A 24,316-nucleotide genomic window follows, 5' to 3' on the forward strand; every position below is an offset into this window, starting at 1 on the left:
GCGGAGTCCATGCCGTCCACGCGCGTATTGCAGGCACAGACATCATACGGCAGCGCAGGGCATGCGTGCTCCACGAACCGAGGGAACAGATGAGACGACAACGAGGGAGGCTCCACAGCCTCCCCCGTTGTCCCCAACCCTCCTGTGCGTTTTCAGAACTCCGGCCTGCCAGCGGGCCCCAGGTCGGACGCCGTCGGTATCGTCACCGCGGCGGGATGTTCTGGTTGACGCGGAACAGATTGGCCGGGTCGTACTTCGCCTTGATCGCGGCAAGCCGGTCGTAGTTGTCCCGATAGGTGGCTCGGATGCGCTCCGCGCCCTCCTCCATCATGAAGTTGATGTAGGAGCCGCCGGCGGAGTAGGGGTGTAGCGCCTCCCAGTACTCGCGCGCCCACTTGGTGATCCGGTCCTTGTCGGCCGGGTCGGGGCTCACGCCGACGATGACCTGGACCCACTTGGCATCGCGGTAGCTCCAGGCGGTGGTGTCCTTCGGAATCCGGTTTGCGGCGCCGCTGATGGCGTAGATGTGCGACCCCGAGAGGAACGTCGGCAGCTTGGTGCCGTACTCAATTTCCGTGGGGATCGCCTCGTCTGGGATGTCGTTGAAGAAGTCGGCCTTCCAGTACCACTGCAGGCCCGGAGGGTAGAGCGCATCGAACAACTGCTGGAGCACGGGCAGTGGCATCGGCCCGACCCAATCGAGCGCCGGCGGGCCAAACTGCGCCCGGATCGGCGCGAAGGTGGCGTCCGCTTGCTCCATCGGGCCGGTATAGGTCCAGATGACGCCGCACATCGTCTTGTTGTGCAGTTCCTCCGGGAACGGCTCCGCCGGCGGCACCTTCAGGAAGGCGAAGAAGCCGCTGAGATCGTCCGGCTGGGGCGGCAGGAAATCGCGGAACCAGCGCAGCACATCGCCTGCCTTGTCGGCGTCCCAGAGCATCGGGCCGGCGTATACGGTGCTGACCGGGTGCAGCCGGAACAGGAACGAGGTGACCACGCCGAAGTTGCCCCCTCCGCCACGCAGTGCCCAGAAGAGGTCGGAGTTCTGCTGGGCATTGGCCGTGACGAAGCGCCCATCCGCCAGGACGACGTCTGCTTCGAGCAGGTTGTCGATCGCCAGCCCAAACCGGCGGGTGAGGTGGCCGAGCCCGCCTCCGAGCGTGATCCCGCCGATGCCGGTGAGCGAGACGGTGCCGCTGGGGGTCGCCAGGCCGAAGGCGTGCGTGGCGTGGTCCACATCGCCGAGCGTGGCACCCGCCTCGACCCGCGCGGTCCGCGCCTCGGGGTCGACCCGGACGCTGTTCATCTCCGACAGGTCGATGACCAGCCCATCGTCGCAGACGCCGAGGCCTGCCCCGTTGTGCCCGCCACTGCGGACGGCAAGGAGCAGGCCGTGCTCGCGGGCGAAGTTCACAGACTCGATGACGTCGGCCACGTCGACGCAGCGGGCGATCATCAGTGGATGCTTGTCGATCATGGCGTTGTAGACCTTGCGGGCCTCGTCGTAGTCCGGGTCTCCCCGGCGGATGAGTTGCCCGCGCAGCGACTGAGCGAAGGCCTGGACGTCGGCCTCCGGAAGCTCACGCATCTCGGTTGCCGTCTGCAGCGTCATCGGTGCACCCCCTTCGCTCCTGGGTGCTCCCCAGGGTGATAGTGTCGGCGCGTCATGCTCGATGCTGGCAGCATAGGGAAACCGCGTGGCGTGAGATATCCGGGGATTCCCGGTATTTTCCCCTGGGTTTGGGGTGTCGACGGGGAGGGTGTGGCGTGGGCAGGCGCCATTCGCTGCGTGGCAGGTCCGCTGCAGGCTGGGAAGGTTTGGCGCGGTGGTCGGTGTCCGGGGGTTCACCCCGGGATCGCGCCGACTGTGGACAGTAGGGTTCGTCACAGCTCGGCGCTGGCGCCGGACGGCTGGCCGGAGGTGGATGAGGCGACCCAGGCTGCCAACTGGGCGCGGGAGCGGAGCCCGAGTTTGGTCAGGCAGTTGCTGACGTGCATCTCGACCGTCTTCTCGCCGATGGAGAGGTCTGCGGCGATCTCACGGTTCGTCTTCCCAAGCGCGACGTGGAGGGCGACCTCGTACTCGCGCCGGGTCAACCCGCCGAGTTGCGTGCGCGGTCGACGGTGGAGCCGGCTGGGGCCGGGTGGGGTAGCGAGGAGGCGTTGGGCCCGCTCGACGGCTTCGGCGAGTGTCAGCGCCCGGCCCTGGGTCCAGGCCGGCTCGAAGGCGGCATCGTCCAGCATGCCACGCACGACCCGGACGCTCCGCTCGTACTCGGCGCGGTCGGCCGGCTCCCACTGGACGCCGATGGAGGCGCGCAGGGCATCGGCCGCGCCCAGGAGTTGCGCGGCCTGGATGGCCGTGGCCCAGCCTCCGGAGATCGCCCCCGCGATGCCGATCAGGCAGATCGCGGTGCCGTGGGTGTTGCGCAGCTCCCAGGAGAGGGACAGGCTCTCGGCGAAGAGCGCCAGCGCGCGGGGCCGGTCGCCCAGGCGTGCGACGACCGGTGCCAGGTTGTGGAGCACCATCGCGATGCGCTCCTGCTCGGCCAGGGAGCGCCAGATCACCAGGCTCTCTTCGTAGCGGGCCGCGGCAGCGGCATCGTCCCCGCGCAGCCGCGCGATCTCCCCCAGCCGGTTGAGCGTGCGCGCCACGGTGCGCCGAGCGCCGACCCGCCACCCGATCGCCAGCGCGTCCTCGAAGTAGGTCGTGGCCCGTTCCACGTCGCCGGTGATGAAGTGGAGGCTGCCGAGGTCGAGCAAGGTCTGGGCGCGGAGCGCCTCGTCGTCCACCTCGTGATAGAGCACGAGGTTGACCTCGTGAAGCGCGCGGGCACGGTCAATTTCGCCCTGCCGCACCAGAAGTGCAGCCAGCGCGTCACGCGCCTGGGCCGTGACCAGGGGCGGCGCGTCACCGGGCATGGCGAGGATCTCGTCCAACCATCGCTGCCCGGTGCCGAGGTGGTCGTGGATGAGCCAGAAGTTCTCGAGGGCGGCGCCGAAGCGGAGCGCGGCTTCCTTGTCTCCGTGATCAATGAGCCAGCGGAGCGCCGTGCGCAGGTTGCCCACCTCCTGCTCAAGTCGCTCGATCCAGCGGGCCTGGGTGGCGTGGTAAAGGTGAGCCGCCGCCGTCTCGACGAATGACAGGAAGTAGGTCGCGTGCCGCTCACTGAGTCTGTCCCAGTCGCCGCTGGCCTGCAGGTGCCCAAGGGCGTACTCGCGGATCATGCTGAGCATGCCGAATCGGGGCGTGCCGTCGGGACTGGTCGTGCGCTGGATCAAGCTCTTCTCGAGGAGCGATGTGAGGCCGTCGAGCACGGCCTGCCGCGCCTTCGGGCTTTCATCCGCGGCGCAAATGGCCTCGGCCGCGTCGAGCGTCCAACCGTCGACGAAGATGGCGAGCTGCTGGAAGCGGCGGCGCTCATCCGGTGCGAGGAGCCCGTCGCTCCAGGCGATGGCGTCGGAGAGTGTTTGGTGCCGGGCGGGGACATCGCGGGCGCCGTCGCGGAGTTCCGACAGGCCGCGCTCCAGGCGCTCGGACAGCATGGCCGGTGAGAACATCTTGAGTCGGGCCGCTGCCAGCTCGATCGCGAGCGGGATCCCCTCAAGGCGAAGGCAGATCGCAGCGATGCTTGCGGCGTTGTCGGCCGTAAGGGAGAACGTCGGGTCCACCGCCCGTGCCCGGTCCACCAGCAGCGCCACCGAGGAGTAGCCCGCGAGTGTGGCAGGCGATGCAGAGATGGACGGAGGCAGAGCCAGGGGCGGGACCGGCCACTCATGCTCGCCGCGGACGCGTAGGACGGCGCGGCTGGTCACGAGCGCGACGAGGTGGGGGCAGCGCGTCAACAGCTCCGCGATGTCCGGAGCCGCGCCGACGACCTGCTCGACGTTGTCCAGAAGCAGCAGCGTCTCCGTGCCCCACAGCGCGGCGACGAGCCGGTCGAGGAGGGGCTGGCCGTGCGCGGTCGGGACTCCGAGCGTCCGCGCCAACACCGAGAGGACCCAGGCAGGGTTGCGCACCGCGGCGAGTGGCACGTAGTAGACCTCACCGCCGGTCCGCTGCTGCCACTCGCTCGCCACGGCCAGCCCGAGCCGGGTCTTCCCGATCCCTGGCGGCCCGGTCAGTGTCACCAGTCGCGCGCCGTCGCGGGTCAGCAGTCGCAGGAGAGCGTCCAGCTCCGCTTCCCGTCCGATGAGCGGGGTCAGGGGCTGCGGGAGCCCGCGCGTGCCGGCGCGCATCAGCGGCGAGATGGGGATCGGCTGGTTCTCGGGCACGTTTCCCATGCCGGGGCTCCGGTGCGTAATAGGTCGCGGTGGGTTGCGCCTCGTACCGATTAGACTAGCACTCACTATGAGCCGCTTCCAGGGGGTAGCGGGGGTGTTGGAGTTTGACGAGGCCGACCCCGTCGTGCAGTGGCTGTGATCCTGAGCGAAGCGAAGGATCTCTCCGGTGCGTGGCCGGTCCGACGCGCGATCCTTCGACTCGGACGGGGCCACCACCCGGCGGCCCCGCGCCCGCCGGCTGTGCTAGCCCTGCTGCACGCGTTGGATCTGCGCCAGGATGGTCGGATCCGTGATCTGGTCGTCCTGCGCAAGGAGCAGGATCTTGCTCACCACGATGCTCACCTGCCGGTCCCCCTCGTCGGCGAAGGGGAGGAAGAGGCCGTCCGCATCGGTCCCCCAGCTCGCCGGGACGATGCAGAGGTGGTTGCCCGGCTCGATGTGGATCGCGCCGCTCCCGAGGTGGACCCGGTAGTCGGCCCGCCGGCCCTGGATCCGTGCGAAGTGGCCGTCGACCGTAACGTTCGGCAGCCCGAGCTCCGTCAGAAGCGCCTGCACGAGTTCGCCCCTGCGCTGGTACCCCTCCGGCGAGAGGCGCACCGCGCCGTCCCGCTGGGCGACCGATACGACCAGGTCGGCGTCTCGCATCACCTCGGAAAAGAGACGTGGAGGCACGTCCGCGAGCGGCACTGGATCGCGTGCCATGCCGTGGCTCGGCTCGAACCAGATCTCGCCGCTCGTAACGGCAGGGTGCTCCGCGAGGAAGTGCCCCGCGTCCGGGAACTCAAACACCGCGGTGAGGCTGGCAGACGCCAGCCGCTTGCGAGGGCGGGCGATCTCGTCCTGTCCCATTTCCCAGCCGCGGGCCTGGAAGAGCCGGGAGGCGACCGCTGCGTCGAGGGGCTGCCCGGCGAAGCGGCGGGACCGCGGTGACGTCCCCTGCTCGGCGGGGGTGAGCAGGTACAGCTCGCGGAAGACCTGCGCGAAGGGTTGAACGATGCGGCGGCGCACGATTGCGCGCTGCCACTCGCCCAGACTTCCGTCTTGATAGAGATCGTAGGGGTGGGCAACGCGGAGCGGGGCACGGAGCGGGAGCCGGCCGCCGTCGAGCGTAACGAGCGCTGCCCCGTCGTCCGCCAGCATGCCCAGCGCCCCTGTCTCATCGACGAGGACCAGGCTCGCCAGCATCGCCCGTCCGAGCGGGAGCCGCAGGATCCCGGCGATGTCCTCGGCAGTGAGCGACGCGCCGTCGCCCATCATCTGCTCCAGGGTCGCGCGCAGCCGCGCCGCCTGGTCACGCATCTGCTTGATGGTGTCCGCCAGCTCGGCGTAGGCCGGACTCTTCCGCACGGCTGCCGGGACGCTCTTGAGGATTCGTCCCCCGCGGCGGACCCGGATCTCAGGCCGGAACCCGTCCAGGGCAATCTCCACCTCGTAGCCCTCGATCGACCGGATCTCGCCCGGCTGTGCCACCGCGCTCCCGAGTCGTGCCTCCATGGCCCACTCCAGGCGGACCACGTCCGGGTAACCCGCGTTCTGCGCCAGGTTCGCGAGCGCCACCTGTGCGGCCGCCTGCTCGCTGGCCTGGCGCTGCGGGCCGAATGAGCGCGCTTCCCGGGCGAACGCGCGCAGGAACAGGTAGCGCTCCGCGACCTCCTCCGCTCCGCGCTCCAGCGGAAGGAGGCCGAATGCCTTCACGGCGATCTGGTTGCGCTTGGCCAGACCCTGTTCGACCCACGCGCGCTCCCACCCGGCGAGAGCCTCGATCAGCCGGACCGTGTTCCGCGCGCCGACCTGGGCCGAGCGGAACAGCGCCAGCACCTGCCGCGCCGTGTCGTCGCCCGCCTGCGCCAACGCGGCGCGCACCGCCGCGACGTCGAGCACTCCATTGTTCGGATCGGGTGAGTTCCGCACGTCGGTCTCTTCGAGTGGGCCGGCACTCTCCAGTCCGGCCGTTGAAACGATCTGCTCGACGAGCGGCAGTGCGTGCGACCAGCCCAGCGCGTCGAGGATCGGGGCGCGAGCGCGCCACGCGATCGGGAGCATCGCCTTCAGCGTCTGCGGGCGAACCTGCCGCAGGTCCGCGACGAGCTGGGCGTGCTCCTCCGCGCTGGCCGGCTCGACCGCGGCGGCCGCCAGGTGGACGATCCCCGACTCCAGGCCATCACTGAAACGGTAGTCCTTCCAGACCAGCCGGCCGAGGCGCAGGCGGTCGTGCAGGCGGGCGGCCTGGACCAGGTATTGGTTGCCCCGCAGGCCCCGCATCTGTTTGAGCAGGTGGTAGTTGTCCTCGGAGAGATCCTGGGCGAGGTCCCAGGCCAGGCGGCCGCTGTAGTCCCGCACGGTGCGCAAGAACGGAGACAGATCGGCCTGGGGTGCCCGCCATCGCGGATCGGCGCGCTGGCTGAGGTTGCCGATCGCGAAGGGCATACAATGGGCCGCTCGCGCGAAGACCTCGTAACCCAGGCGGCCGTGCTGGAACAGGCGCTCCAGCAACGCAGGCACCTGCTGGTTCAGGGGGCCGAGGTGGACCTCGTAGCCGCGCGCCGCGCCCCGGCCGATTCCGTGAGGCGGCGGGCCGTTGACGGGGGCATCGAGATCACCCATCACGAGCCGCTCGATCACGTCGAGCACCGCCGATGTGGGCTCCAGCAGCGTGAGCAGCGCCAGGTAGTCCTCCAACGTGGGTGGGGGCTGCGTAGTGAACGCAATCTCCCCACGCTGCACCTGGAGATGGGGTGTCAAGGGGGCGTACGGGTTGGCGAAGACGACGCGGAGGCGGGCTTCCAGGCGCGCGTCGATGTCGGGCGGCGGGTGCCGGACCACACAGGCACCGAGTACGGTGACGGTGACCGGAATCAGGTGAGCGTGCTGGGACAGCCGCTCCTGCCAGGGGAACGGATCGAAATACGGCTCGGCGGCCAGCACGCCGAGCTCCGCGGGTGACCAGCGCGTCTCAAGGCGCCGCAGGCTCTCCTCCAGCGCCCCACGCCATGGGTGATCCTCGGCACGCAGGATCCACGCGAGCGAGCCGGAGAAGGGGAGCTGTCGTGCCCGTGCGGGCCACACCTCGTCCGCCCAGCCCAGGATTTCCTCCGTGATCGCCGGTTCGCGATGGCCGAACGGCCACAGCCGGATCACGGTGCGCCCCCCACCAGTGGCATCAGTCGAAGGAAGGTCACGGTGGTGCCGGGAGCGAAGCGAACTTCCTCGTCAAGCCGCTCGACGCGCTGGCCGTCCACCAGAATCAGGTACGCGCCCGCCTCGAAGGCGCGGAGCGCTCGCTCGACCTCCGCCGCGGGATCCACTTGGCGTGGATGCAGGGCGCGCCGTGGCGGGCGCGGGCGGATCGCGCCCCGCTCGGCCTGCGCGACGATCTCCTCGGCGGTCAGGTACTGCCGGTCGAGCGCGCGGCGTGCCTGCTCGAGGTCGAGGTGCTGCCGCACGCGCAGCTCACGGACCTGTTCCTCGACGGTCCGGCGGATCAACTCGGCGACGGTGATCGTCTCCTCCGGCAGGTCGAGCCGCACCGGTGCCAGGACCGGTTCGTCGGGACTGCCACCGACCACCCGGCTTCGGACCTCGACGGTGACTGGAGCCAAGCGTCACCTCCCGGCGCTGACTGATGCGGGAGCGCCTACGCCGGGATCGTATCGGCCGCCGAGCGGCGGGGACAATCCATGCGTGGGGGACGATCGTCCCAATTCGGACCCGGTGCAGCGCGGTAACCGGTTGGCGAGCGCGGCACCTCACTCTGGCAACCGGGGCGGCCAGGATCACAGCCACCGGGTCTGGCTTGATCGTCCAGCGACCTGGTGCCCACAGGAGTCTGACCGGCGCGGGACGAGATGCGGTTAGAATGCCGCTGGACGTGCGGCAGGGGCCGCTACTTATCGAAGTCAAGGGGGGAACCGTGGACAAGGCGGAGATGAAGCGCCGGGTCTGTGCGGAGATCGACCGGCGCGCGGATCTGCTCATCCAGGTCGGACAGGACATCTACCACGATCCCGAGCTGGGTTTCAAAGAGCACCGGACGGCGAAAATCGCAGCAGAGGTGCTGCAGAGCCTCGACCTCTCGGTCCAGACCGGTCTGGCGGTGACCGGGGTCAAGACGGTGGTGGACTGCGGCTCGGCTGGGCCGACGGTGGCAGTGCTGGGCGAGCTCGACTCGCTGCTGGTGCCCGACCACCCGGCAGCCAACCCTGAGACCGGCGCTGCCCACTGCTGCGGGCACAACGCGCAGATCGCTACCATGCTCGGCGCCGCGGTCGGCCTGGTCGGCTCGGGCGTGCTGCCCTCGCTCAGCGGTCGGGTCGCGTTCTTCGCCGTGCCGGCCGAGGAGTACGTCGAGATCGAGTACCGCAACGAGCTGCGGCGGCAGGGCGTGATCGAGTTCCTGGGCGGCAAGAGCGAGCTAATCGCCCGCGGTGCCTTCGACGACGTGGACATGGCGATGATGGTCCACGGCGCCAGCGCCCAGTCACTAAAGGGCAAGGCGGGCGTCTCCGCCTCGAACAACGGGTTCGTCGGGAAGCAGGCCCGTTTCATCGGCAAGGCGGCCCACGCCGGGGGCGCACCCGATAAGGGCATCAACGCCCTCTACGCCGCCCACGTCGCCCTGGCGGCGATCAACGCCCAGCGGGAGACGTTCCGCGACGAGGATGCCATCCGGGTCCACCCGATCATCACCCGCGGCGGCGACCTGGTGAACGTGATCCCGAGCGACGTTCGGCTGGAGAGCTACGTGCGCGGCAAGACGATCGAAGGGATCGAGAGCGCGTCGCAGAAGGTCGACCGGGCGCTGCGTGCCGGCGCGCTGGCGCTCGGCGCCAAGGTAGAGATCACCACCCTACCCGGCTACCTGCCACTCATCAACAACCGGGCGATGGCCGACGCCTTCAAGGGGAACTTCCTCGAGTTCTACCCTGAGTCGGAGTGGGAAGAGACGGGCCACCGCAGCGGTTCGACCGACATGGGCGACATTGCCCACATCATGCCGGCCCTGCATCCCTACGTCGGGGGCTTCAAGGGCACCGCCCACGGCGCTGACTGGGGCATCGAGGATCCGGAGATGGCGTACATCCTGCCCGCCAAGCTCATGGCGATGACCGTCATCGACCTGCTCGCCGATGGCGCCACGCTGGCCAAGGAGATCCTTGACCGCGACAAGCCGCCGATGACCAAGGATGAGTACCTGGCCTTCATGCGCCGCATCGCACGCGAGGAAGTGTTCGACGGAGCGAGCGAGGAATAACCCCGCCGTCGGGTTATCGCTCGTTCTCGTGCCACAGAAAGCGAAGCCGCCCGCCGTGAGGCGGGCGGCTTCGGCCCAGGATCGCTCCGCGGCGCGGTGAGTCTGAAGCGGGATCATTCGATACCGCGGCGGGCCCGGCTCTGCTCTGGATACGGAGTATCAGGCGTCGTCCTGAACCGGGTATCTGCCGCCGGTCAGCAGCGCGAAGTCGTGGGCGTCGACGATCTTGGTGCCCTGGACGAACCAGGCCCAGGGACTCTGAGGATCGCGGTCCCTAAACTTGTTGAGTCGTGCACGGAGAGTGGCGTCGATCACGACCGGTGCATCAAAGAAGTAGTTCACATTCTTGACCTTGAAGGCCCAGGGGAATCGTTCGGATTCGTTGACGCCTGGTATCTGTTTGCGCTCTGGGGTGGAAGCCACCTCAGCAGTGGCCACGACCCCCTTGCCGGTCTCGTAGAAGGCGAGCATGTCAAGCAATTAGGTCCTCAATCGCATCGTCGACCGGGTGCTACGGACTCCCGCCTCGCCGCCTACCGCGGTAGCTGCTGCAGCTTCCGCGGAGTCGCCGCTCGCTGCTCGCTTCGCGCCGTGGACCTGGCACCTTCGGCGCGCAGCAGGCCGACCGCCAGCACCGCGTACCAGATCATGGGGAGATAGCCGACGACGCGCTCGTTCAACCCCATCCACGGCGTCGGCTCGTTCGCGGCCAGGGCACTGTTCTGCTGGCTCATCATGAAACCGGCCACAAGGATCACGAGGATGGTCGCATACGAGTAGTACCGGAACCGCTTGCCGAGCAGCCGCGACCCGAAGCCGACGGCCAGCGCGAAGAGAATCGGCATCCCGATGCCGTACCATTGGTGCATCTGGTTGCGCAGTGTGTCCTGGCTGGCGGCCATCACCTCCCGTGTGGCCATCGGGAAGGCGATCCCGCCCACGAGACCCCACACGGCTTCGGCGATCACAAGCGCGCCGGTGACGTGCCCGGCGCGGCTCTCTCCTGCTGCTCGCCAGATGCCGATGCCGAAGGCGGTCAGCAGCGCGGCATACGGGATGCCGCTGAACACCTGCATGAAGGTCCGGGTTGGCGCCCCTTCGGCTGACAACTCACTGACGACCTGGTCCGCGTAGCTGTACCCTGGGTAGCGTATGCTGCCAACCATGTCTATGGCGACCCACCACGCCGACCCGGCGATGCCGCAGCCGAGCAGGATCTGCTGCAACGTGGGGTGGCGCTCCACGGCCCGGCGCAGTGGCGGGAGCAGGGCGACCATGGATGCCTCCCATTCGCGCGGTTGTGGGATATCCAAGGGCAGCCTACTCCTACGCCGACCGCAGGGGCATCACATTGCCTGATGCGTTGTGTCAGGCTCGTGACATATCGGGAGATAGCAGAATCGCTGTTCGTTGATGCCGTTGCGGTAGTCAAGACCACCGCATCAGGCACGAGGTCGGCGGCGACCCAGGGGGGTATGTTCGCCTGTCCGGCACTCCGGGTTGTCATGCGTCATGCGTCCCCCTCACCCCCGGCCCCTCTCTCACCAGGGGAAAGGGGAGAATGACGCATGACGTATGACGCATGACGCATGACGGCTTACTCATCCTCCGACGGACCCTCGACCCACTTCCCGGTCTGCTCGTCCTTGTGGTACTTGCGCTTGAGGGCGCCCCAGGCGATCCGGTGGGCGCGGGCTTCGTCGTGTCCGTACTGCTCGTAGGCCGAGTTGAACGCCTCTTTGTAGATGCCTTCGGCGTGCGGTGGCAGCGCGTCGCGGACGCTCTCCGGTAGATCTGATCGGCGCTTGTAGGGCATGACGTGTGCTCCTTTCGTCGTACCGATCACCGAAGGTTCTGGCAATCGAGGTGCCAGGGGCCAGCCGTATACTGGGTGACAACGCAATCGGACATATGACTCGCCGATGACTCGCCGGGCCAGAGGCGCGGCGGAGAGGGAGGGACGAGCGATGCGGTACCACGATGAGCCGGAGCCCGTCCGTGCGCTCCTTGAGCGCCAGCGCCTGGATCCGTCCTTCCCCACCTGGGTCCGGCCGAGCTACGACGGCTACGGCGTGGTGAACCTGCCCTGGACGGTGCTCGATATCCTCGGCGCACCGGTGGAGGGAACGCCGCTGGCGCCGGAGCTGGTGCCGGCGGCGTTGCGCGACGGTGTGCGCGTGGTCGTCCTGATCGTTGTCGATGCGCTCGCCTACTTCCAGCTCCGGGAGGGGATGCGCGCGGGCGACACGCCGGTCCTGGCGCGAGTGTGGGAAGAGGGGACGGCCTTCGCGCTCACGTCGACCTTTCCGTCGACCACCGTGGCGGCGCTCACCGCGCTTCAGACCGGCGTCCCGCCGTCCCAGCACGGGATGGTGGCGTACACCTGCTACCTGCGCGAGTTCGGGATGCTGAGCAACCTGATCCGTTTCAGCCCGGTCGGCCGCTTCGACAGCTATGCTGCGACGGGGTTCGATCCAGGCACGTTCCTCCCGGTGCCGACGATCTACGAGCGCGCCGCGGCAGCCGGCGTCGCGGCGGAGATGATCAACTACCGCTCCTTCCAGCACAGCCCGCTGACCCGGATCCAGGGGCGAGGCGCGGCGTACCGCGGCTACCGGACGCTGGGCGAGTTCGGCACCGTGATCCGGCGAGCGGTCGCTGAGCCCGGGCGGCGGCTGATCTTCGCCTACTGGCCGATGATTGACCTGATCGGTCACATCGAGGGCCCGGAGGGGGAGACGTCGCGAGCGGATCTGCGCCTGCTGGATGCGCTGCTGGGGCGAGAGGTGTTCGATCAGGCGCGAGACGACGTCCTCTTCATCCTGACGGCGGACCACGGGCAGATTCAACTCGATCCAGACCAGGTGCTCAGCCTCAATGAGGTGCCGGATCTCCTCGCGGATCTACGGGTGCCACCGGCCGGGGAGCGGCGGGTGGGCTATTTCCATCCACGCGCCGGGCGGGAGGAAGCGGTGCGGGAGCGCCTACGTGAACTGGCCGGTGAACGCGGTGTGGTCGTCGAGGGCGCGGAACTGCTGGACCAGGAGCTAGTCGGCCCGGGGCCGTTGTACCCGGAGGTGCCGTCGCGCGTTGGGGAACTGGTACTGCTCGCGCGCGGTCCGGCGACATTCCCCTACAGCGCAGCGGGCGATCCGGCCGAACCGATGCTGGGGGCGCACGGAGGGCTGGAGGCCGAGGAGATGCTCGTGCCCTGCCTGCTGTGGCGGCGCTGAGCGTAGGAAATCGCGTTAAAAGCGACACGGAGCGCTGGGGGACACAGGCGCTCCGCGTCAAGGGAAGGGAAGGGATTGGGTTCCGGGTCGTCGGCGGGGGTGCCGCGTCCCGGTATTACGTAGTCTACCTGTTTGACATAAACCTGTCAAGACCACTCCCCGACCTGGCAGGTTCCGGTTCAGTGATGCAAACGGCGTGCCACCCCTGTGACCTTGCGTCAGATTGAAGATCGGCCGCCGCGTATCTACGGACTTATGCGGGTGTCGGCGGCCGTTTACGGCGCACTGAAACATGGGATGGAGATCGTTGCGGTCGGAAGGGGGAGGGGGCGAGGATGGGGACTCAGCCCCCTCCCGGGGGGTTGTGGGGTGGGATGTGCTACGGATACGGCGTGCCGTAGCGCTGGTGCAGCGCCCAGGCGCCGATGCGGCCGAGCAGCACGTCGAACCGCGGCGGGAACTCGCCGGGGTGCCACTCGAAGCGCGCCCGCTCGAAGTACTGCACCGTGTAGAGCTCGCCGGTATCGGGGTTCCGCTCGACGAACTCCTCGCTGATCGGATAGCCGTAGATCGCCAACCCTCCGAACGCCTCCCAGTAGGACCGGAAGCCGAAACAGAGGTTGTGGCCGGTCGCTTCGAAGTAGGTGCAGCTATCCGCCGCGCCGGGATTCGCCCGCTGGAACGGCGGTTCGTCGCCGCGCCCGGCGGTCATGTCGCGCCCGAGCAGGCCGAGGAGGACGTCGTAGCGCTCCGGCCAGACGCCGGGATGCCACTCAAAGCGGGCGCGCTCGAAGTACTGAACGGTCAAGCCGTTCTCGACGAACTCCTCGGTCACCGGGTAGCCGAAGGTCGCCAGGCCACCGAAGTTCTCCCAGTAGGAGCGGAACCCGGCGCAGAGGTTGTGCTGCGTCTGGGGGAAGAAGATGCAGCCAGCCTTCGGCTCAGCAGGCTGAGCCGGCGGGAACTGACCGGGCGGCGGTGAAACCACGGTCCAGGTGATCTCCACGCTGTCGCTCAGGTCGGTTCCAGCCACCGTCGCCGTCACCGTGTCGTCCCCCTCGTAGGTGCCGGTGTAGCTGAAGGTGGCCTCGCCGTCCTCGTTCGTAGTTCCCTCGCCGGACTCGTCGTGGATGCCGTCGACGTCGAACTGCACCGTCACATCGGCGACCGGATCGCCCTCGGCGTCCGTGACTGTCGCGGTCAGGGTGACCTCCTCACCGGCCGTGGGCGAAGTGTTCGAGGCCACGAGTTCGATCGCTTCGACCGCGGGCGGCGGTGAAACCACGGTCCAGGTGATCTCCACGCTGTCGCTCAGGTCGGTTCCGGCCACCGTTGCGGTTACCGTGTCCGTTCCGGCGAAGGAGCCGGTGTAGCTGAAGGTGGCTTCGCCGTCCTCGTTCGTGGTTCCCTCGCCGGACTCGTCGTGGATGCCGTCGACGTCGAACTGCACCGTCACATCGGCGACCGGATCGCCCTCGGCGTCCGTGACTGTCGCGGTCAGGGTGACCTCCTCACCGGCCGTGGGCGAAGTGTTCGAGGCCACGAGTTCGATCGCTTCGACCGCGGGCGGTGGGGTGGGCGTGCTGACGATCGTGACGGACGTCTCGACCGTTTGAGCATCGACCGTGGCGGAGATCGTCGCCTCGCCGGCGGCCTCGGCGGTAAAGGTCGTGGTGGCCGCGCCGGCTGCGGTGCTGGTGTTCGCCGGGTCGAGCGTGCCGGCGTCCGCAGGATCGACGTCGAAGTCCACCAGGATGCCGTTGGGCACCGTGCCGTCGCTGCTGGTGTCGTCGCCGTCGCTGTTGGTCGTGAGCGATGCGGTGACGGTCGCCTCCTCGCCGCTCTCGAGCTCGGCGGTGTCGGTCGTCACCGTGAGGGTGAGCCACGGGTCGAGGTTCACTGGGCCGGCAACGGTGTTGCAGCCGTCCTCACCGGGACCCGCGTTACAGCCCCACCAGTTGTTGGTGGCGTCGAGGACCGTCGTTGACTGGTTGTTGATCCCCATGCCATCGACGTTGCCCGCGATGCGGTTGAACGCGATGCGGTTGCCACTCCCAGTGAATTCCGAGAGGAAACGGATCCCGGCACCGCCCTCCGGCTCCAGGGACTTGACGTTGTTGCCGGTGATGTTGTTCGAGGCGATGGTGACGTTGTCTGCTCGCGCCTCGAGCAGGATACCGTTCCCGTTGCCGCTGATGGTGTTATTGGTGATGGTGGCGCCGTCAACCCCCGAGGACACGTAGATTCCCGTCGGGTAACCAGTGATGACCGTGTTCCGGACCGTCGAGCCGCTGCCCTGGTAGCCCCAAGCGATCGCGATCGAGTTTTCTACCCCTGCCGGTCTCCGGATGGTGAAGCCCTCGATCGTCGTATCGGCGCTTGTCAGGGTGATGGTATAGGACTTGTTCCCCGCAACACCGGTGATGCTCGTGCGGTCGACGCCGGCGCCGCTGAGCGTCAGGCCGCTCTTGTCGGCCGGCAGCGTAAGGTCCTCACGGTAGGTACCGGCCCCAACGTGGATCGTGTCGCCGCTCTCGGCCACGTCGATCGCGTGCTGGATCGTGGCGCACGGGTTGTCCTCGTCGAGGCAGTCATTGCCGTCGTCATCCCCACCGACGGCGACCCAGCGGTCTGCCTGGGCGCTGGCCGGCCCGGCAGGAACCAGTGCCGCGCCGAGTGCGGCGATCAGCGCCAGGACGCTGACCAGCCTGATGGCGCGCGCCAGCACACCGCTCGGGCGTCGCGCGCGCCGCGCCCGAACCGAACTCACCATGAACTGTCCCTCGCTTCCTACTCCGCCGCCGCGGTCCACAACGTGCCACCAGGACCAAGGGCGGGCCCCGAGCTGTGGTGTTGTCGCTCTGCTGGAGTCCTACGGTGTCTGTCGACGCACGGGGGGCTGCGGCGGTCCACGTGCCATCGTGGTGCGGGAACGAACCGGGGCCAGACGCCGGACGAGTGTGCCGCGTACGCTCATCGGTCGACATCCTCCTGTCCAGCACTCGCGTGCGCGTGGTTTCTTCACACCGTTGACGACGACTGCGGACAGGATGATCTGTGATCGTTGCAACATCTGTGCCAGCTTCCGCGTTTGTTTCGCGCTGACGCATCGGGCGGGTTACCCGCCGGCCACGAATGTACGGCAGGCAGGTTCCCTTCCGGTTCCCGGTGAGCACTGGAGTGGGATTGGAGGGTACACAGAGTGAAGAAGCGTTTGGGGTGCCGGGCCGGGGCATTGCGCCCCGGCCCGGCCGCGGACTACTCGGAGCCGTTCAAGTAAGCGAGGGTGGCGCGGATCAGTGTCTCCACACCGATCGGGAGCACTTGCTCGTCGATGTCGAAGCGCGGGTGGTGGTGGCCAAACGTCTTCCCGGTGCCCTCATTGCTGGAACCGACGAAGAAGTAGCAGCCCGGCGCGGCCTCCAGGAAGAAGCTCATGTCCTCGGAGCCCATCGTCGGTGTGGCCTCGACCACGTTCTCCGACCCGACCACCTCAGCCGCTGCGGCTCGCACGATCTCGGTCATGGCCGGATCGTTCACCGTCGCCGGGACGCCGAAGCTGTACTCGACCTCCGCTTCAGCCCCCATCGCCTCCGCGATAGAGCGGATCAGCGCCGGCACCCGCTCGCTGAGGTGGCGGCGGACTTCCTTGTCGAAGGTGCGCACGGTGCCTTCAAGCTCCGCGTGGCTGGCGATGATGTTGCTGGCGGTTCCGGCGTGGAGCTGGCCGACGGTGACGACCGCGGACTCCAGCGGCGGAACCTCGCGGCTGACGAGCGACTGGAGCGTGACGACGGTCTGGGAAGCGATGAGCGTCGCGTCGATGCCGCGGTGCGGCTCGGCGGCATGGGCGCCGCGGCCGCGGATGACCGCTCGGAATACGTCGCCGGAGGCCATCAGCGGGCCGGACCGAACGCCGATCACGCCGACGGGCAGGTTCTGCCACACGTGCAGGCCGAAGCAGGCATCGACGGGAGGATCCGCCATCGCCCCTGCCTCGATCATCTCCTTGGCGCCGCTGACGATCTCCTCGGCGGGCTGGAAGGCGAACGTGACGTTCCCGGCGATCTCCTCGCGCATCCCGGCGAGCACCGTCGCCACCCCGAGCAGAATGGCGGTGTGGGCGTCATGGCCGCAGGCGTGCATCACGCCCGGATTCTGCGAGCGGTAGGGGACGTCGTTCTCCTCCTCGATCGGCAGGGCGTCCATGTCCGCCCGCAGGAGCACCGTGCGGCCGGGCCGCCCGCCGCGTAGCACGCCGACCACTCCGGTTCGCCCCACGCCGGTGCGCACCTCCAGACCCAGCTCGCGCAACCGCTCGGCGACCACTCGGGCGGTGTTCTCCTCCTGGAAGGCCAGTTCCGGGTGCTGGTGGAAGTAGCGCCGGTCCTCGATCAGTTGCGGCGTCAGCCGCTCGACCTCCTGGTCAATCATGCGTCCCGTCACCGTTTCCGTTCCTTTCCTCTCAGTCGGATGATTCGACCGGAGCATCATAGCGCCCTCCGCTGCCAGCCGGAATGTCTCGTGCACGCAGACGGCGAGATCATGGTCGATGTGGACTCAGAAGGAAGTCGGCCAGGCTGACGAGGAGTAGCGGATTCGTGATCTCTCCGAGGAGGAGTTCGGGGGAGGTCGCTGAATCGAGGGACGCATTACGCGCCAGTAACAAACAAGGGCAGAGCGCCCCGCCTGTCACCCGTCTCAACTCTACTCCGAGTCGTATACTTCCAGGTGTTCCCTGATCCATTCTGCGATCTGGTCCACCGTGAGCTGGTGCTTTGCGACGTTGATCAGAAGGGAGAACTTCTCGTCTTCGGTCGCTACGATCCTCCAACCGTTCGCGGCTAGAAACCCCTCCGCCACCACACTGGCAATTCGCTTGTTGCCGTCGATAAACGGGTGTCCCCGGATCAACCCCCAAAGCAGGTGTGCCGCCTGCATGACCAGATCAGCGCCCGCGTAAAACGCCGCCTGGCGCGGTCGCTGGAGTGCCGAATCGAGCACATCCCTGTCTCGGACATAATTCGGCGCGGCCTCTGGGGGGATCCCGGTCACATCGGCATAAAGCTTAAGGACATCCTCGACCGTCGGATAAACGGGCGCCCCCCAGCACTCGCGCCCCTTGCTAGGACTCACCTCGGTCATACCGCTTCAGCCGCTCGTACAGCTCGCGGTTCCGCTCAATCACCCTGCGCGACGCCTCAAGGAAATCGTGCCGGGCCCGCGGCGTGATCGCGACTGGCTCGACAATGAGGCATCCGTTCTGCTCGTCGGCTGTCACCTGGACATGCGACCCAATCTCCAGGTTGAACTTCTTCACCAGGTCGGGCGGCAACGTAATCACGGTGCTGTTGCCGTCACGACGCACCTTCACCAGCGCCACAGCAGTCCTCCCATCTTCCGTACTCTCGGAAGTGGGGACGGTCACCATAGTCCCCACGCGAGGGTGCCATGCAAGGGTGACGTTGTCAACTCATCCGTGACGTTCGTCTGTCGCCTCGCGTGACTTCGTGGTGGCTGGCGACGCGGCGTGGTGATGACGCCTCCTACTGTCTGGTGATCTGCAACTGGGGGGCGCCTGATTCGCGATCGCCCCGAGGAGGCGTTGGAGTAAGGAGAGGCGCTGAAGGGGTCACGATGTGCCCGAACATGCGCCAGGCGATAGCAGAATCATGTCCGGCCGTCGGCGCCGGTCCAGGCGTCTGGGGAGATGGTGTGGGCGCGGTATCCTAAGTAGGCATTAATCGCGCGGCGTGCCGCGACAGCGGGGGCAGGACGCCGCGCCGCGTGAACCCGGGGGATTGGCGAGGCCGCTGAGCCCGACGGTAGGGCCACGAGCGGCCGATTGAGGGGGAGGCGTGAGGGCAGGGCGCCCGGTCGCTGAGCCTTCCTGGGAGGGCCGAACCGTTATGGTCGTGCTGCGGAACTACGAACCGGGCGATCTGGTCCAGATCAGCCGGCTACGAGCAGCCGTCTACTCCCGTCATGATGATGAGCGGCTGGCGTGGCATGCGTCGGTCTGGCATTGGCTGGAGACGCACCCGCTCGCCCCGGAGCATCTCCACCGCTGGGTCCTGGCGGACGGTGACCGCATTGTCGGCTTCCTGGCCGCGGTGCCGCAGTACTACCGCATCGCGGGGAAGCGCGTCGTCGCGCACACCCCCACCGACTACATGGTCGATCCCGATTACGGGTTCCACGCGGTCAGCTTGATGCGTACGTTCTTCCGGACCGTGGAGAACTGCGTCAGTGTCGACTGGTTGCCGTCGGTGATCCGCGTGCAGACCTGGCTGGGTGCAACCCAAGTGGCCAATCTGCGGTACGCCGCCAAGATTCTGACCACGGCCAAGCTGCCGGTGTCGCTACCGGGTCCGGTCGCCGGTGGTGTGAATCTGGGATTGCGCGCAGCTGACCGGCTACTGACTCTGGGGCGGCAGAGCGTGACGGTCAAGGTGCTCGACTCGTTCGACGAGCGCTTCGACCGCTTTTTCGAGTCGCTGACGGCGCATGTTCCCTGCCTCGCGGAGAAGGACGCGGCCTTCTTGCAGTGGCGCTACGGACTCTCGTCGCCACAACCCGCGGGGCCGCTGCTGGGCGCGCTCAACGGGGACGAGTTGGTGGGCTATGCCGTCTTACGCGTGACCGACACCGACCGGTCCGGGTACATCATGGACCTCACGGTGCGGCCCGGCCGCCAGGACGTGGCCGCCGCGTTGCTGCGTGCCTCGATTCACCATCTCCGGCAGAGAGGTGCGCATCTGATTCGGTACCGGTTCTTGCCGTCGTCGCTAGCGCCGCTGCCGCGCGATCTGTGGCGTTTGGGGTTCTTCACACGCAAGCAGACGCATACCTTGCAGGTGAAGTTCGCCGACCCGGAGTTGCAGTCGGTGGCGACGAACCCGCTGAGCTGGGCGTACAGCGCCGGTGACGGGGAGTTGAGTTTCTGGGTTGAGTAAGGGATTGCGGTCCGAACGCTACTGGGCATGACGCCCTGCGTCCCGCTTCTGCCCGCGGTTGCTCCGGTCGACTCGAACAGGACCTTCAGCCTGGTAAGTCCCTTAGCGAACGCGCAAGGTTATATATGGTTAGATGGTGCTAGAGATAAGCGCCGTCAGATGCATGCACGCGGTGCAACGGTAACTCGGAGAACCGAGTCCTGGTGAAGGACCAGAATATCATGGCAGTAGTGCGGGAATTCGAACCGGCTGACCTCGATGGCGTGAAAGAGTTGCGCGCACGCGCGTTCTGGCATGCGACCCCGGAACGCCTGGAGCGGGATGCGTCGATCTGGCGGTGGCTGGAGACGCACCCGCTTGCCGCGGAACATCTGCATCGCTGGGTGCTGGTGGACGGCGACCGGATCGTCGGCTTCCTCGGTGCCATCCCGCAGTACTACCGTATCGCCGGGCGACGCGTGGTAGCCCATGCCCCCGGCGAGTACATGGTGGACTCCAATTATGGGTTCCACGCTGTCTTGCTCATGCGCGCGTTCTTCCGCACGGTGGAGAACTGCGTGACCTGCGATTGGCACCCGGAGGTGCTGCGCGTCCAGGGCTGGCTCGGCGCGACCGACGTGGTAGACCTGGAAGCCTTCACCAAGCCGCTCACCACGGCCAAGCTGCCGGTATCGCTACCGCGTCCGGTCGGAGCTGTCGTAAATCTCGGGTTACGGGTGGTAGACTCGATCCTCACCACTGGTCGAGATCGGTTTGAGATCAAGGTACTCGACGACTTCGACGATCGCTTCGACCGCTTCTTCGAGGCGGTCTCGTCCCAGGTTCCGTGCATCCCTGAGAAGGACGTTGCCTTTCTGCGCTGGCGATATGGTGAGTCGTCGCCTCACACCGCCAGCGCGATCCTCGCGGCACTCGACGGCGATGATCTGCTCGGCTATGCAGTATTGCGGGTCACTCCGACGGACCGGGCGGGTCTCATGCCCGACGTTACGGTCTTGCCGGGGCGGCACGATGTGGCGCGGGAGCTGGTGCGGGCGGCGGCCCGGTATTTCCGGCGGGCCGGCGCTACGGTGATCTGGTATCGTTTCCTGGCGTCGCCCGTTGGGCCCCGACCGTCTGACGTCCGGCGGTTGGGTCTTATTCCGCGCAAGCGGCGACCCCGCTTGCAGGTAAAGTTTGCTGATCCCGAGCTACACCAGATGGCGGTGAACGCTGCCAACTGGGCGTTTAGCTACGGTGATGAAGAAGTAGGCTTCTGGGATGAGTGACGGGGTGCGCCCGGCGCAGCGTGCGCGTACAGCTACATTCTCTGCATCCGCCAAGAGAGGAGCGGCTTCGACATGACGGTGGACGGCGCCGTGAAGGGTCCGATTCGCGAGTGGTTGATGGCCAACGCCACCGGCGGCCGGCCGGTGAGTGACGACCAGCCGCTCATCCGAGACGGCCTGCTGACCTCGCTGATGGTGGTGGAACTGGTCATGTTCCTGGAACAGCAGTTCGGCGTGGTCATCGACGACATGGACGTGAGCGAGGAAAACTTCGCCTCGATCCAGGCAATCGCTGAATTGGTGGATCGGAAGCGCGCATGACGCATCGGGCAGTCTTCACGTTACATGACATGGCCCGCAACGCCGCCGAGCGTGACCCGAGCGGCATCGCGATCGTCTCCGGGTCGGATCGGTACACCTTCGCGGATCTGCTCGGCGCGGCCGAGGCCATGGCGGCAGCGCTGGTCGAGCACGGCGTGAGGCTGGGGGATCGCGTCGCCATCTACGCCGAGAAATCGTTCGTGGCGGTGGCAGCCATGGTGGCCGCGTCCCTGGCCGGGGCGGCCTATGTGAACGTCAACCCGCTCCTCAGGGCGCGTCAGGCCCTGCACATCCTGCGCGACTGCGACGTGCGGCTCGTCATCGGCGACGCGGACAAGCTCGCCGCTCTCGGCGAGGAGGCGCCCGAGCGCGCCTTCGTCATCGGTGACAAGGTGCCCGATGTCCCGCGCGCCGGGGGCTGGCTTACGGTTGCCGAGGTGCTGCGCGGTGAGCACGGTCGCGCGGCTCTGCCGCGGGTTCAAGAGCACGACATGGCGACCATCATCTACACCTCCGGCTCGACCGGCCTGCCCAAGGGCGTCGTCTTCAGCCAGCGGAACGTCGTCGTCGGGGCCGAGATCGTGGCGACGTACCTGGAGAACACGAGCGACGATCGCATTCTGTCGGTGCTGCCGTTCAGCTTCGACTACGGCATGAACCAGTTCACCACCGCCCTTCTGGTGGGTGCGACGCTCGTGCTCCAGCGCTCGGCATTCCCGGCTGACGTGATCCGCTCGCTGCGTGAGTACGAGATCACGGGCCTTGCCGGGGTGCCGCCGCTCTGGGGCCTGCTGGTGCAGATGGGCCGGGAACTGGAGGAGCGCCCGCTCACGTCCCTGCGCTACATCACCAACTCGGGCGGTCAGGTGCCGGCGGCTCACGTGGCTGAGCTCCGGCGGCTGTTGCCGACCACCAAGATCTACCTCATGTACGGACTGACCGAGGCCTTCCGCTCGACCTACCTGCCGCCTGACGAGCGGGACCGCGGCCCGGCCTGCATCGGGAAGCCGATTCCCAACACTGACATCTGGGTGCTGAACGAGAAGAACGAGCACTGCGCGCCGGGCGAGATCGGCGAGCTGGTGCATCGGGGGCCAACCGTGTCGCTCGGCTACTGGAACCGGCCGGAGGACACCGCAGAGCGGTTCCGCCCCAACCCGTTTGCACCGCCTGGGCTGCCGCACCCCGAGTGGGTGGTCTATAGCGGCGACCTGGTGTGGCGGGATGAGGATGGCTTCCTGCACTTCGTGGGGCGGAAGGACAACCTGATCAAGACCCAGGGCTACCGCGTGAGCCCCGAAGAAGTGGAGGACGTGCTCATCGGCACCGGGCTGGTGCAGGAAGCCTGCGCCTTCGGGATGCCCGACCCCGACCACGGACAGCACATCGTCGCGGTGGTGGTCCCGCGCGGGGACCAGGAGGTGTCCGCCGACGAGGTGCGCCGCGCCTGTGTGCGGCAGGCACCACCTTACATGGTGCCCAAGGTGATCCAGATCCATCAGGGGATCTTGCCCCGGACGCCCTCGGGCAAGATCGACCGTCAGGCGGTGCGCGATGCCTACGCAGGTTGACCGGGCACTGGCCGCAGCTGAGCGGCTGGGAGGCTGGCAGAACGGCGTCTTCAGCCCTGGGGGTGTAGCCCTGGCCGATGTCGTCGATCGTGCCGGGACGCCCTGCTACCTCTACCACGGCGGCGTGGTGCTGGAGCAGCTCGAACGTGTGCGGGCCGCCGTCGGACCGGATGTCGAGGTCGCTTACTCGGTCAAGGCCAACCCCAGCCTGGCGCTGACCCAGCTCCTGGCTCGGGCCGGAGCCGGCGCCGAGGTGGCCTCGGCGGGTGAGTTGCACCTGGCGCTTGCGGCCGGGGTCGACCCGGAGCGTATTGTCTTCGCCGGTCCGGGCAAGACCGAGGACGAGCTGCGGCGCGCCGTTCGCGCGGGTATCTTCGCGGTCAACGTCGAGTCGCTGGGTGAGATCGAGCGGCTGGCCCGCGTTGCCGAGGGGGAGGGGCGCGACGTCGGCGTCGGGCTGCGGATCAACCCCGCCCAGCCGCTGATCGGCTCGCACATGCGCATGGGTGGCCGGCCGACCCAGTTCGGGGTCGACGAGGCGGACCTGGAGCGGGCCGTCGCGCTGGTCGAGTCCAAGCCGCGGCTCCGGCTGCGCGGGCTTCACGTCTACACGGCGACGCAGGTGTTCGATGCCGACGCGCTCGTGGAGCACGCCCGCAACGTCTTCGACCTCGCAGCGCGTGTTGCGGACGCGGCGGGCCGGCCGCTGGAGATGATCGACTTCGGTGGCGGGTTCGGGATTCCCTACTTCGAGCACCTGGAACCGTTCGACCTCGACCGGTTCGGCGCCGGGTTCCGCCCACTCCTGGACGAGCGGCTCTCCGACCCGCGACTGGCCGGTGCCCGCTTCATCCTGGAGCTCGGCCGCTATCTGGTCGCCGAGGCGGGCGTCTACCTGACGCGCGTTGTCGACGTGAAGCAGTCGTGGGGCAAGACCTTCGTCGTGACCGACGGCGGGATGAACCACCACATCAGCGCGACCGGGAACTGGGGGCAGGTCTTCCGCAAGCCGTACCCGATCCTCAACGTCAGCGCCGATCCGGCGGCCGCGCTGGAGCAGACGGATCTGGTCGGCCCATGCTGCACGCCGCTGGACATGTTCGGCACGGACATTCAGATGGCACTGCCGCAGCCGGGTGACATCATCGGCGTCTTCCTCAGTGGCGCGTACGGCTACAGTGTCAGCAGCCTGAAGTTCCTGAGTCACCCTGAGCCGGCCGAGGTACTGGTCTGGCAGGGCGAGGTCCACATCCTTCGCCCGGGAGGCCGACCGGAGGACGTGCTGGCGGGGCAGAGCGGACTGCCCACCGAGCAAGGGTAGGAGGGCCACGTAGCGCCCGCGTCCTCGCCCTCCTCCTGCGGGTTGGTCACCTGCCCGGTGTCCGAACTGAGTGGTGCAAGGGCTCGCGCGCGGTGGTCTTGGCCCGGCGGC

18 protein-coding genes are annotated in these 24,316 nt (G+C 67.7%); 7 read left to right on the plus strand and 11 right to left on the minus strand.

Going from position 1 to position 24,316, the window contains the following annotated elements:
- Positions 1-202: 202 nt before the first annotated feature.
- The 4 genes from STHE_RS12640 to STHE_RS12655 all read right to left on the minus strand — a co-directional run bounded on the left by STHE_RS12640 (position 203) and on the right by STHE_RS12655 (position 7,883).
- Positions 203-1,612 carry an FAD-binding oxidoreductase gene (locus tag STHE_RS12640; protein WP_012872980.1) on the minus strand — a complete coding sequence of 470 codons (1,410 nt, stop codon included), beginning with the start codon at positions 1,610-1,612 and terminating at the stop codon, positions 203-205.
- A gap of 272 nt (positions 1,613-1,884) precedes the next feature.
- Positions 1,885-4,284: an ATP-binding protein gene (locus STHE_RS12645; protein ID WP_012872981.1), complete on the minus strand. Its 2,400-nt coding sequence runs from the start codon at positions 4,282-4,284 to the stop codon at positions 1,885-1,887.
- Between the two features lie 243 nt (positions 4,285-4,527).
- Positions 4,528-7,422: a DUF4132 domain-containing protein gene (locus STHE_RS18130; protein ID WP_012872982.1), complete on the minus strand. Its 2,895-nt coding sequence runs from the start codon at positions 7,420-7,422 to the stop codon at positions 4,528-4,530.
- Positions 7,419-7,883 (minus strand): hypothetical protein, encoded by a 465-nt coding sequence (locus tag STHE_RS12655; RefSeq protein WP_012872983.1) that lies wholly within the window; start codon positions 7,881-7,883, stop codon positions 7,419-7,421. Before STHE_RS12655 ends, STHE_RS18130 begins: the two co-directional genes overlap by 4 nt.
- Before the next feature lie 257 nt (positions 7,884-8,140).
- On the opposite strand from STHE_RS12655, the gene STHE_RS12660 reads away from it, so the two are divergent.
- Positions 8,141-9,535: an amidohydrolase gene (locus STHE_RS12660; RefSeq protein WP_012872984.1), complete on the plus strand. Its 1,395-nt coding sequence runs from the start codon at positions 8,141-8,143 to the stop codon at positions 9,533-9,535.
- A gap of 159 nt (positions 9,536-9,694) precedes the next feature.
- Here the strand turns inward: STHE_RS12660 and STHE_RS12665 are convergent, their stop codons facing one another.
- The 3 genes from STHE_RS12665 to STHE_RS12675 all read right to left on the minus strand — a co-directional run bounded on the left by STHE_RS12665 (position 9,695) and on the right by STHE_RS12675 (position 11,351).
- Complete coding sequence (locus STHE_RS12665; RefSeq protein ID WP_012872985.1) at positions 9,695-10,006, minus strand: hypothetical protein; 312 nt, start codon at positions 10,004-10,006, stop codon at positions 9,695-9,697.
- Between the two features lie 62 nt (positions 10,007-10,068).
- Positions 10,069-10,812 carry a DUF998 domain-containing protein gene (locus tag STHE_RS12670; RefSeq protein ID WP_012872986.1) on the minus strand — a complete coding sequence of 248 codons (744 nt, stop codon included), beginning with the start codon at positions 10,810-10,812 and terminating at the stop codon, positions 10,069-10,071.
- A gap of 320 nt (positions 10,813-11,132) precedes the next feature.
- Complete coding sequence (locus tag STHE_RS12675; protein ID WP_012872987.1) at positions 11,133-11,351, minus strand: ChaB family protein; 219 nt, start codon at positions 11,349-11,351, stop codon at positions 11,133-11,135.
- Between the two features lie 151 nt (positions 11,352-11,502).
- On the opposite strand from STHE_RS12675, the gene STHE_RS12680 reads away from it, so the two are divergent.
- Positions 11,503-12,768: an alkaline phosphatase family protein gene (locus STHE_RS12680; protein ID WP_012872988.1), complete on the plus strand. Its 1,266-nt coding sequence runs from the start codon at positions 11,503-11,505 to the stop codon at positions 12,766-12,768.
- Between the two features lie 379 nt (positions 12,769-13,147).
- Here the strand turns inward: STHE_RS12680 and STHE_RS12685 are convergent, their stop codons facing one another.
- The 4 genes from STHE_RS12685 to STHE_RS12700 form a co-directional block, all read right to left on the minus strand.
- Positions 13,148-15,541 carry a pectinesterase family protein gene (locus STHE_RS12685; RefSeq protein ID WP_012872989.1) on the minus strand — a complete coding sequence of 798 codons (2,394 nt, stop codon included), beginning with the start codon at positions 15,539-15,541 and terminating at the stop codon, positions 13,148-13,150.
- A 485-nt stretch (positions 15,542-16,026) separates the two neighbouring features.
- Positions 16,027-17,214: a M20 metallopeptidase family protein gene (locus STHE_RS12690; RefSeq protein ID WP_245534917.1), complete on the minus strand. Its 1,188-nt coding sequence runs from the start codon at positions 17,212-17,214 to the stop codon at positions 16,027-16,029.
- 261 nt (positions 17,215-17,475) lie between these two features.
- Positions 17,476-17,913 (minus strand): type II toxin-antitoxin system death-on-curing family toxin, encoded by a 438-nt coding sequence (locus STHE_RS12695; RefSeq protein ID WP_012872991.1) that lies wholly within the window; start codon positions 17,911-17,913, stop codon positions 17,476-17,478.
- Complete coding sequence (locus STHE_RS12700) at positions 17,894-18,151, minus strand: AbrB/MazE/SpoVT family DNA-binding domain-containing protein (protein WP_012872992.1); 258 nt, start codon at positions 18,149-18,151, stop codon at positions 17,894-17,896. The genes STHE_RS12695 and STHE_RS12700 overlap by 20 nt, the downstream gene beginning before the upstream one ends.
- A 526-nt stretch (positions 18,152-18,677) precedes the next feature.
- Here STHE_RS12700 and STHE_RS12705 point away from each other — a divergent pair.
- The 5 genes from STHE_RS12705 (at position 18,678) to STHE_RS12725 (ending at position 24,205) form a co-directional block, all read left to right on the plus strand.
- Positions 18,678-19,724, plus strand: coding sequence for a GNAT family N-acetyltransferase (locus STHE_RS12705; RefSeq protein ID WP_012872993.1), 1,047 nt, complete (start codon positions 18,678-18,680; stop codon positions 19,722-19,724).
- Positions 19,725-19,945: 221 nt separating this feature from the next.
- Complete coding sequence (locus STHE_RS12710) at positions 19,946-20,992, plus strand: GNAT family N-acetyltransferase (protein WP_012872994.1); 1,047 nt, start codon at positions 19,946-19,948, stop codon at positions 20,990-20,992.
- 72 nt (positions 20,993-21,064) lie between these two features.
- Complete coding sequence (locus STHE_RS12715) at positions 21,065-21,313, plus strand: acyl carrier protein (protein WP_012872995.1); 249 nt, start codon at positions 21,065-21,067, stop codon at positions 21,311-21,313.
- Positions 21,310-22,884 carry an acyl-CoA ligase (AMP-forming), exosortase A system-associated gene (locus STHE_RS12720; RefSeq protein ID WP_012872996.1) on the plus strand — a complete coding sequence of 525 codons (1,575 nt, stop codon included), beginning with the start codon at positions 21,310-21,312 and terminating at the stop codon, positions 22,882-22,884. The genes STHE_RS12715 and STHE_RS12720 overlap by 4 nt, the downstream gene beginning before the upstream one ends.
- A complete protein-coding gene (locus tag STHE_RS12725) occupies positions 22,868-24,205 on the plus strand; it encodes a type III PLP-dependent enzyme (protein WP_012872997.1) in 1,338 nt (445 codons plus the stop codon). Before STHE_RS12720 ends, STHE_RS12725 begins: the two co-directional genes overlap by 17 nt.
- Positions 24,206-24,316: the final 111 nt, after the last annotated feature.

The organism is Sphaerobacter thermophilus DSM 20745, from assembly GCF_000024985.1.
Taxonomy (GTDB): Bacteria; Chloroflexota; Chloroflexia; order Thermomicrobiales; family Thermomicrobiaceae; genus Sphaerobacter; species Sphaerobacter thermophilus.

Coding starts and splice junctions, on each gene's coding strand:
- STHE_RS12640 (WP_012872980.1), bottom strand. CDS start 1,612: ATGACGCTGCAGACGGCAACCGAGATGCGTGAGCTTCCGGAGGCCGAC.
- STHE_RS12645 (WP_012872981.1), bottom strand. CDS start 4,284: ATGGGAAACGTGCCCGAGAACCAGCCGATCCCCATCTCGCCGCTGATG.
- STHE_RS12660 (WP_012872984.1), top strand. CDS start 8,141: ATGCCGCTGGACGTGCGGCAGGGGCCGCTACTTATCGAAGTCAAGGGG.
- STHE_RS12665 (WP_012872985.1), bottom strand. CDS start 10,006: ATGCTCGCCTTCTACGAGACCGGCAAGGGGGTCGTGGCCACTGCTGAG.
- STHE_RS12670 (WP_012872986.1), bottom strand. CDS start 10,812: ATGGTCGCCCTGCTCCCGCCACTGCGCCGGGCCGTGGAGCGCCACCCC.
- STHE_RS12675 (WP_012872987.1), bottom strand. CDS start 11,351: ATGCCCTACAAGCGCCGATCAGATCTACCGGAGAGCGTCCGCGACGCG.
- STHE_RS12680 (WP_012872988.1), top strand. CDS start 11,503: ATGCGGTACCACGATGAGCCGGAGCCCGTCCGTGCGCTCCTTGAGCGC.
- STHE_RS12685 (WP_012872989.1), bottom strand. CDS start 15,541: ATGGTGAGTTCGGTTCGGGCGCGGCGCGCGCGACGCCCGAGCGGTGTG.
- STHE_RS12695 (WP_012872991.1), bottom strand. CDS start 17,913: ATGACCGAGGTGAGTCCTAGCAAGGGGCGCGAGTGCTGGGGGGCGCCC.
- STHE_RS12705 (WP_012872993.1), top strand. CDS start 18,678: ATGGTCGTGCTGCGGAACTACGAACCGGGCGATCTGGTCCAGATCAGC.
- STHE_RS12710 (WP_012872994.1), top strand. CDS start 19,946: ATGGCAGTAGTGCGGGAATTCGAACCGGCTGACCTCGATGGCGTGAAA.
- STHE_RS12715 (WP_012872995.1), top strand. CDS start 21,065: ATGACGGTGGACGGCGCCGTGAAGGGTCCGATTCGCGAGTGGTTGATG.
- STHE_RS12720 (WP_012872996.1), top strand. CDS start 21,310: ATGACGCATCGGGCAGTCTTCACGTTACATGACATGGCCCGCAACGCC.
- STHE_RS12725 (WP_012872997.1), top strand. CDS start 22,868: ATGCCTACGCAGGTTGACCGGGCACTGGCCGCAGCTGAGCGGCTGGGA.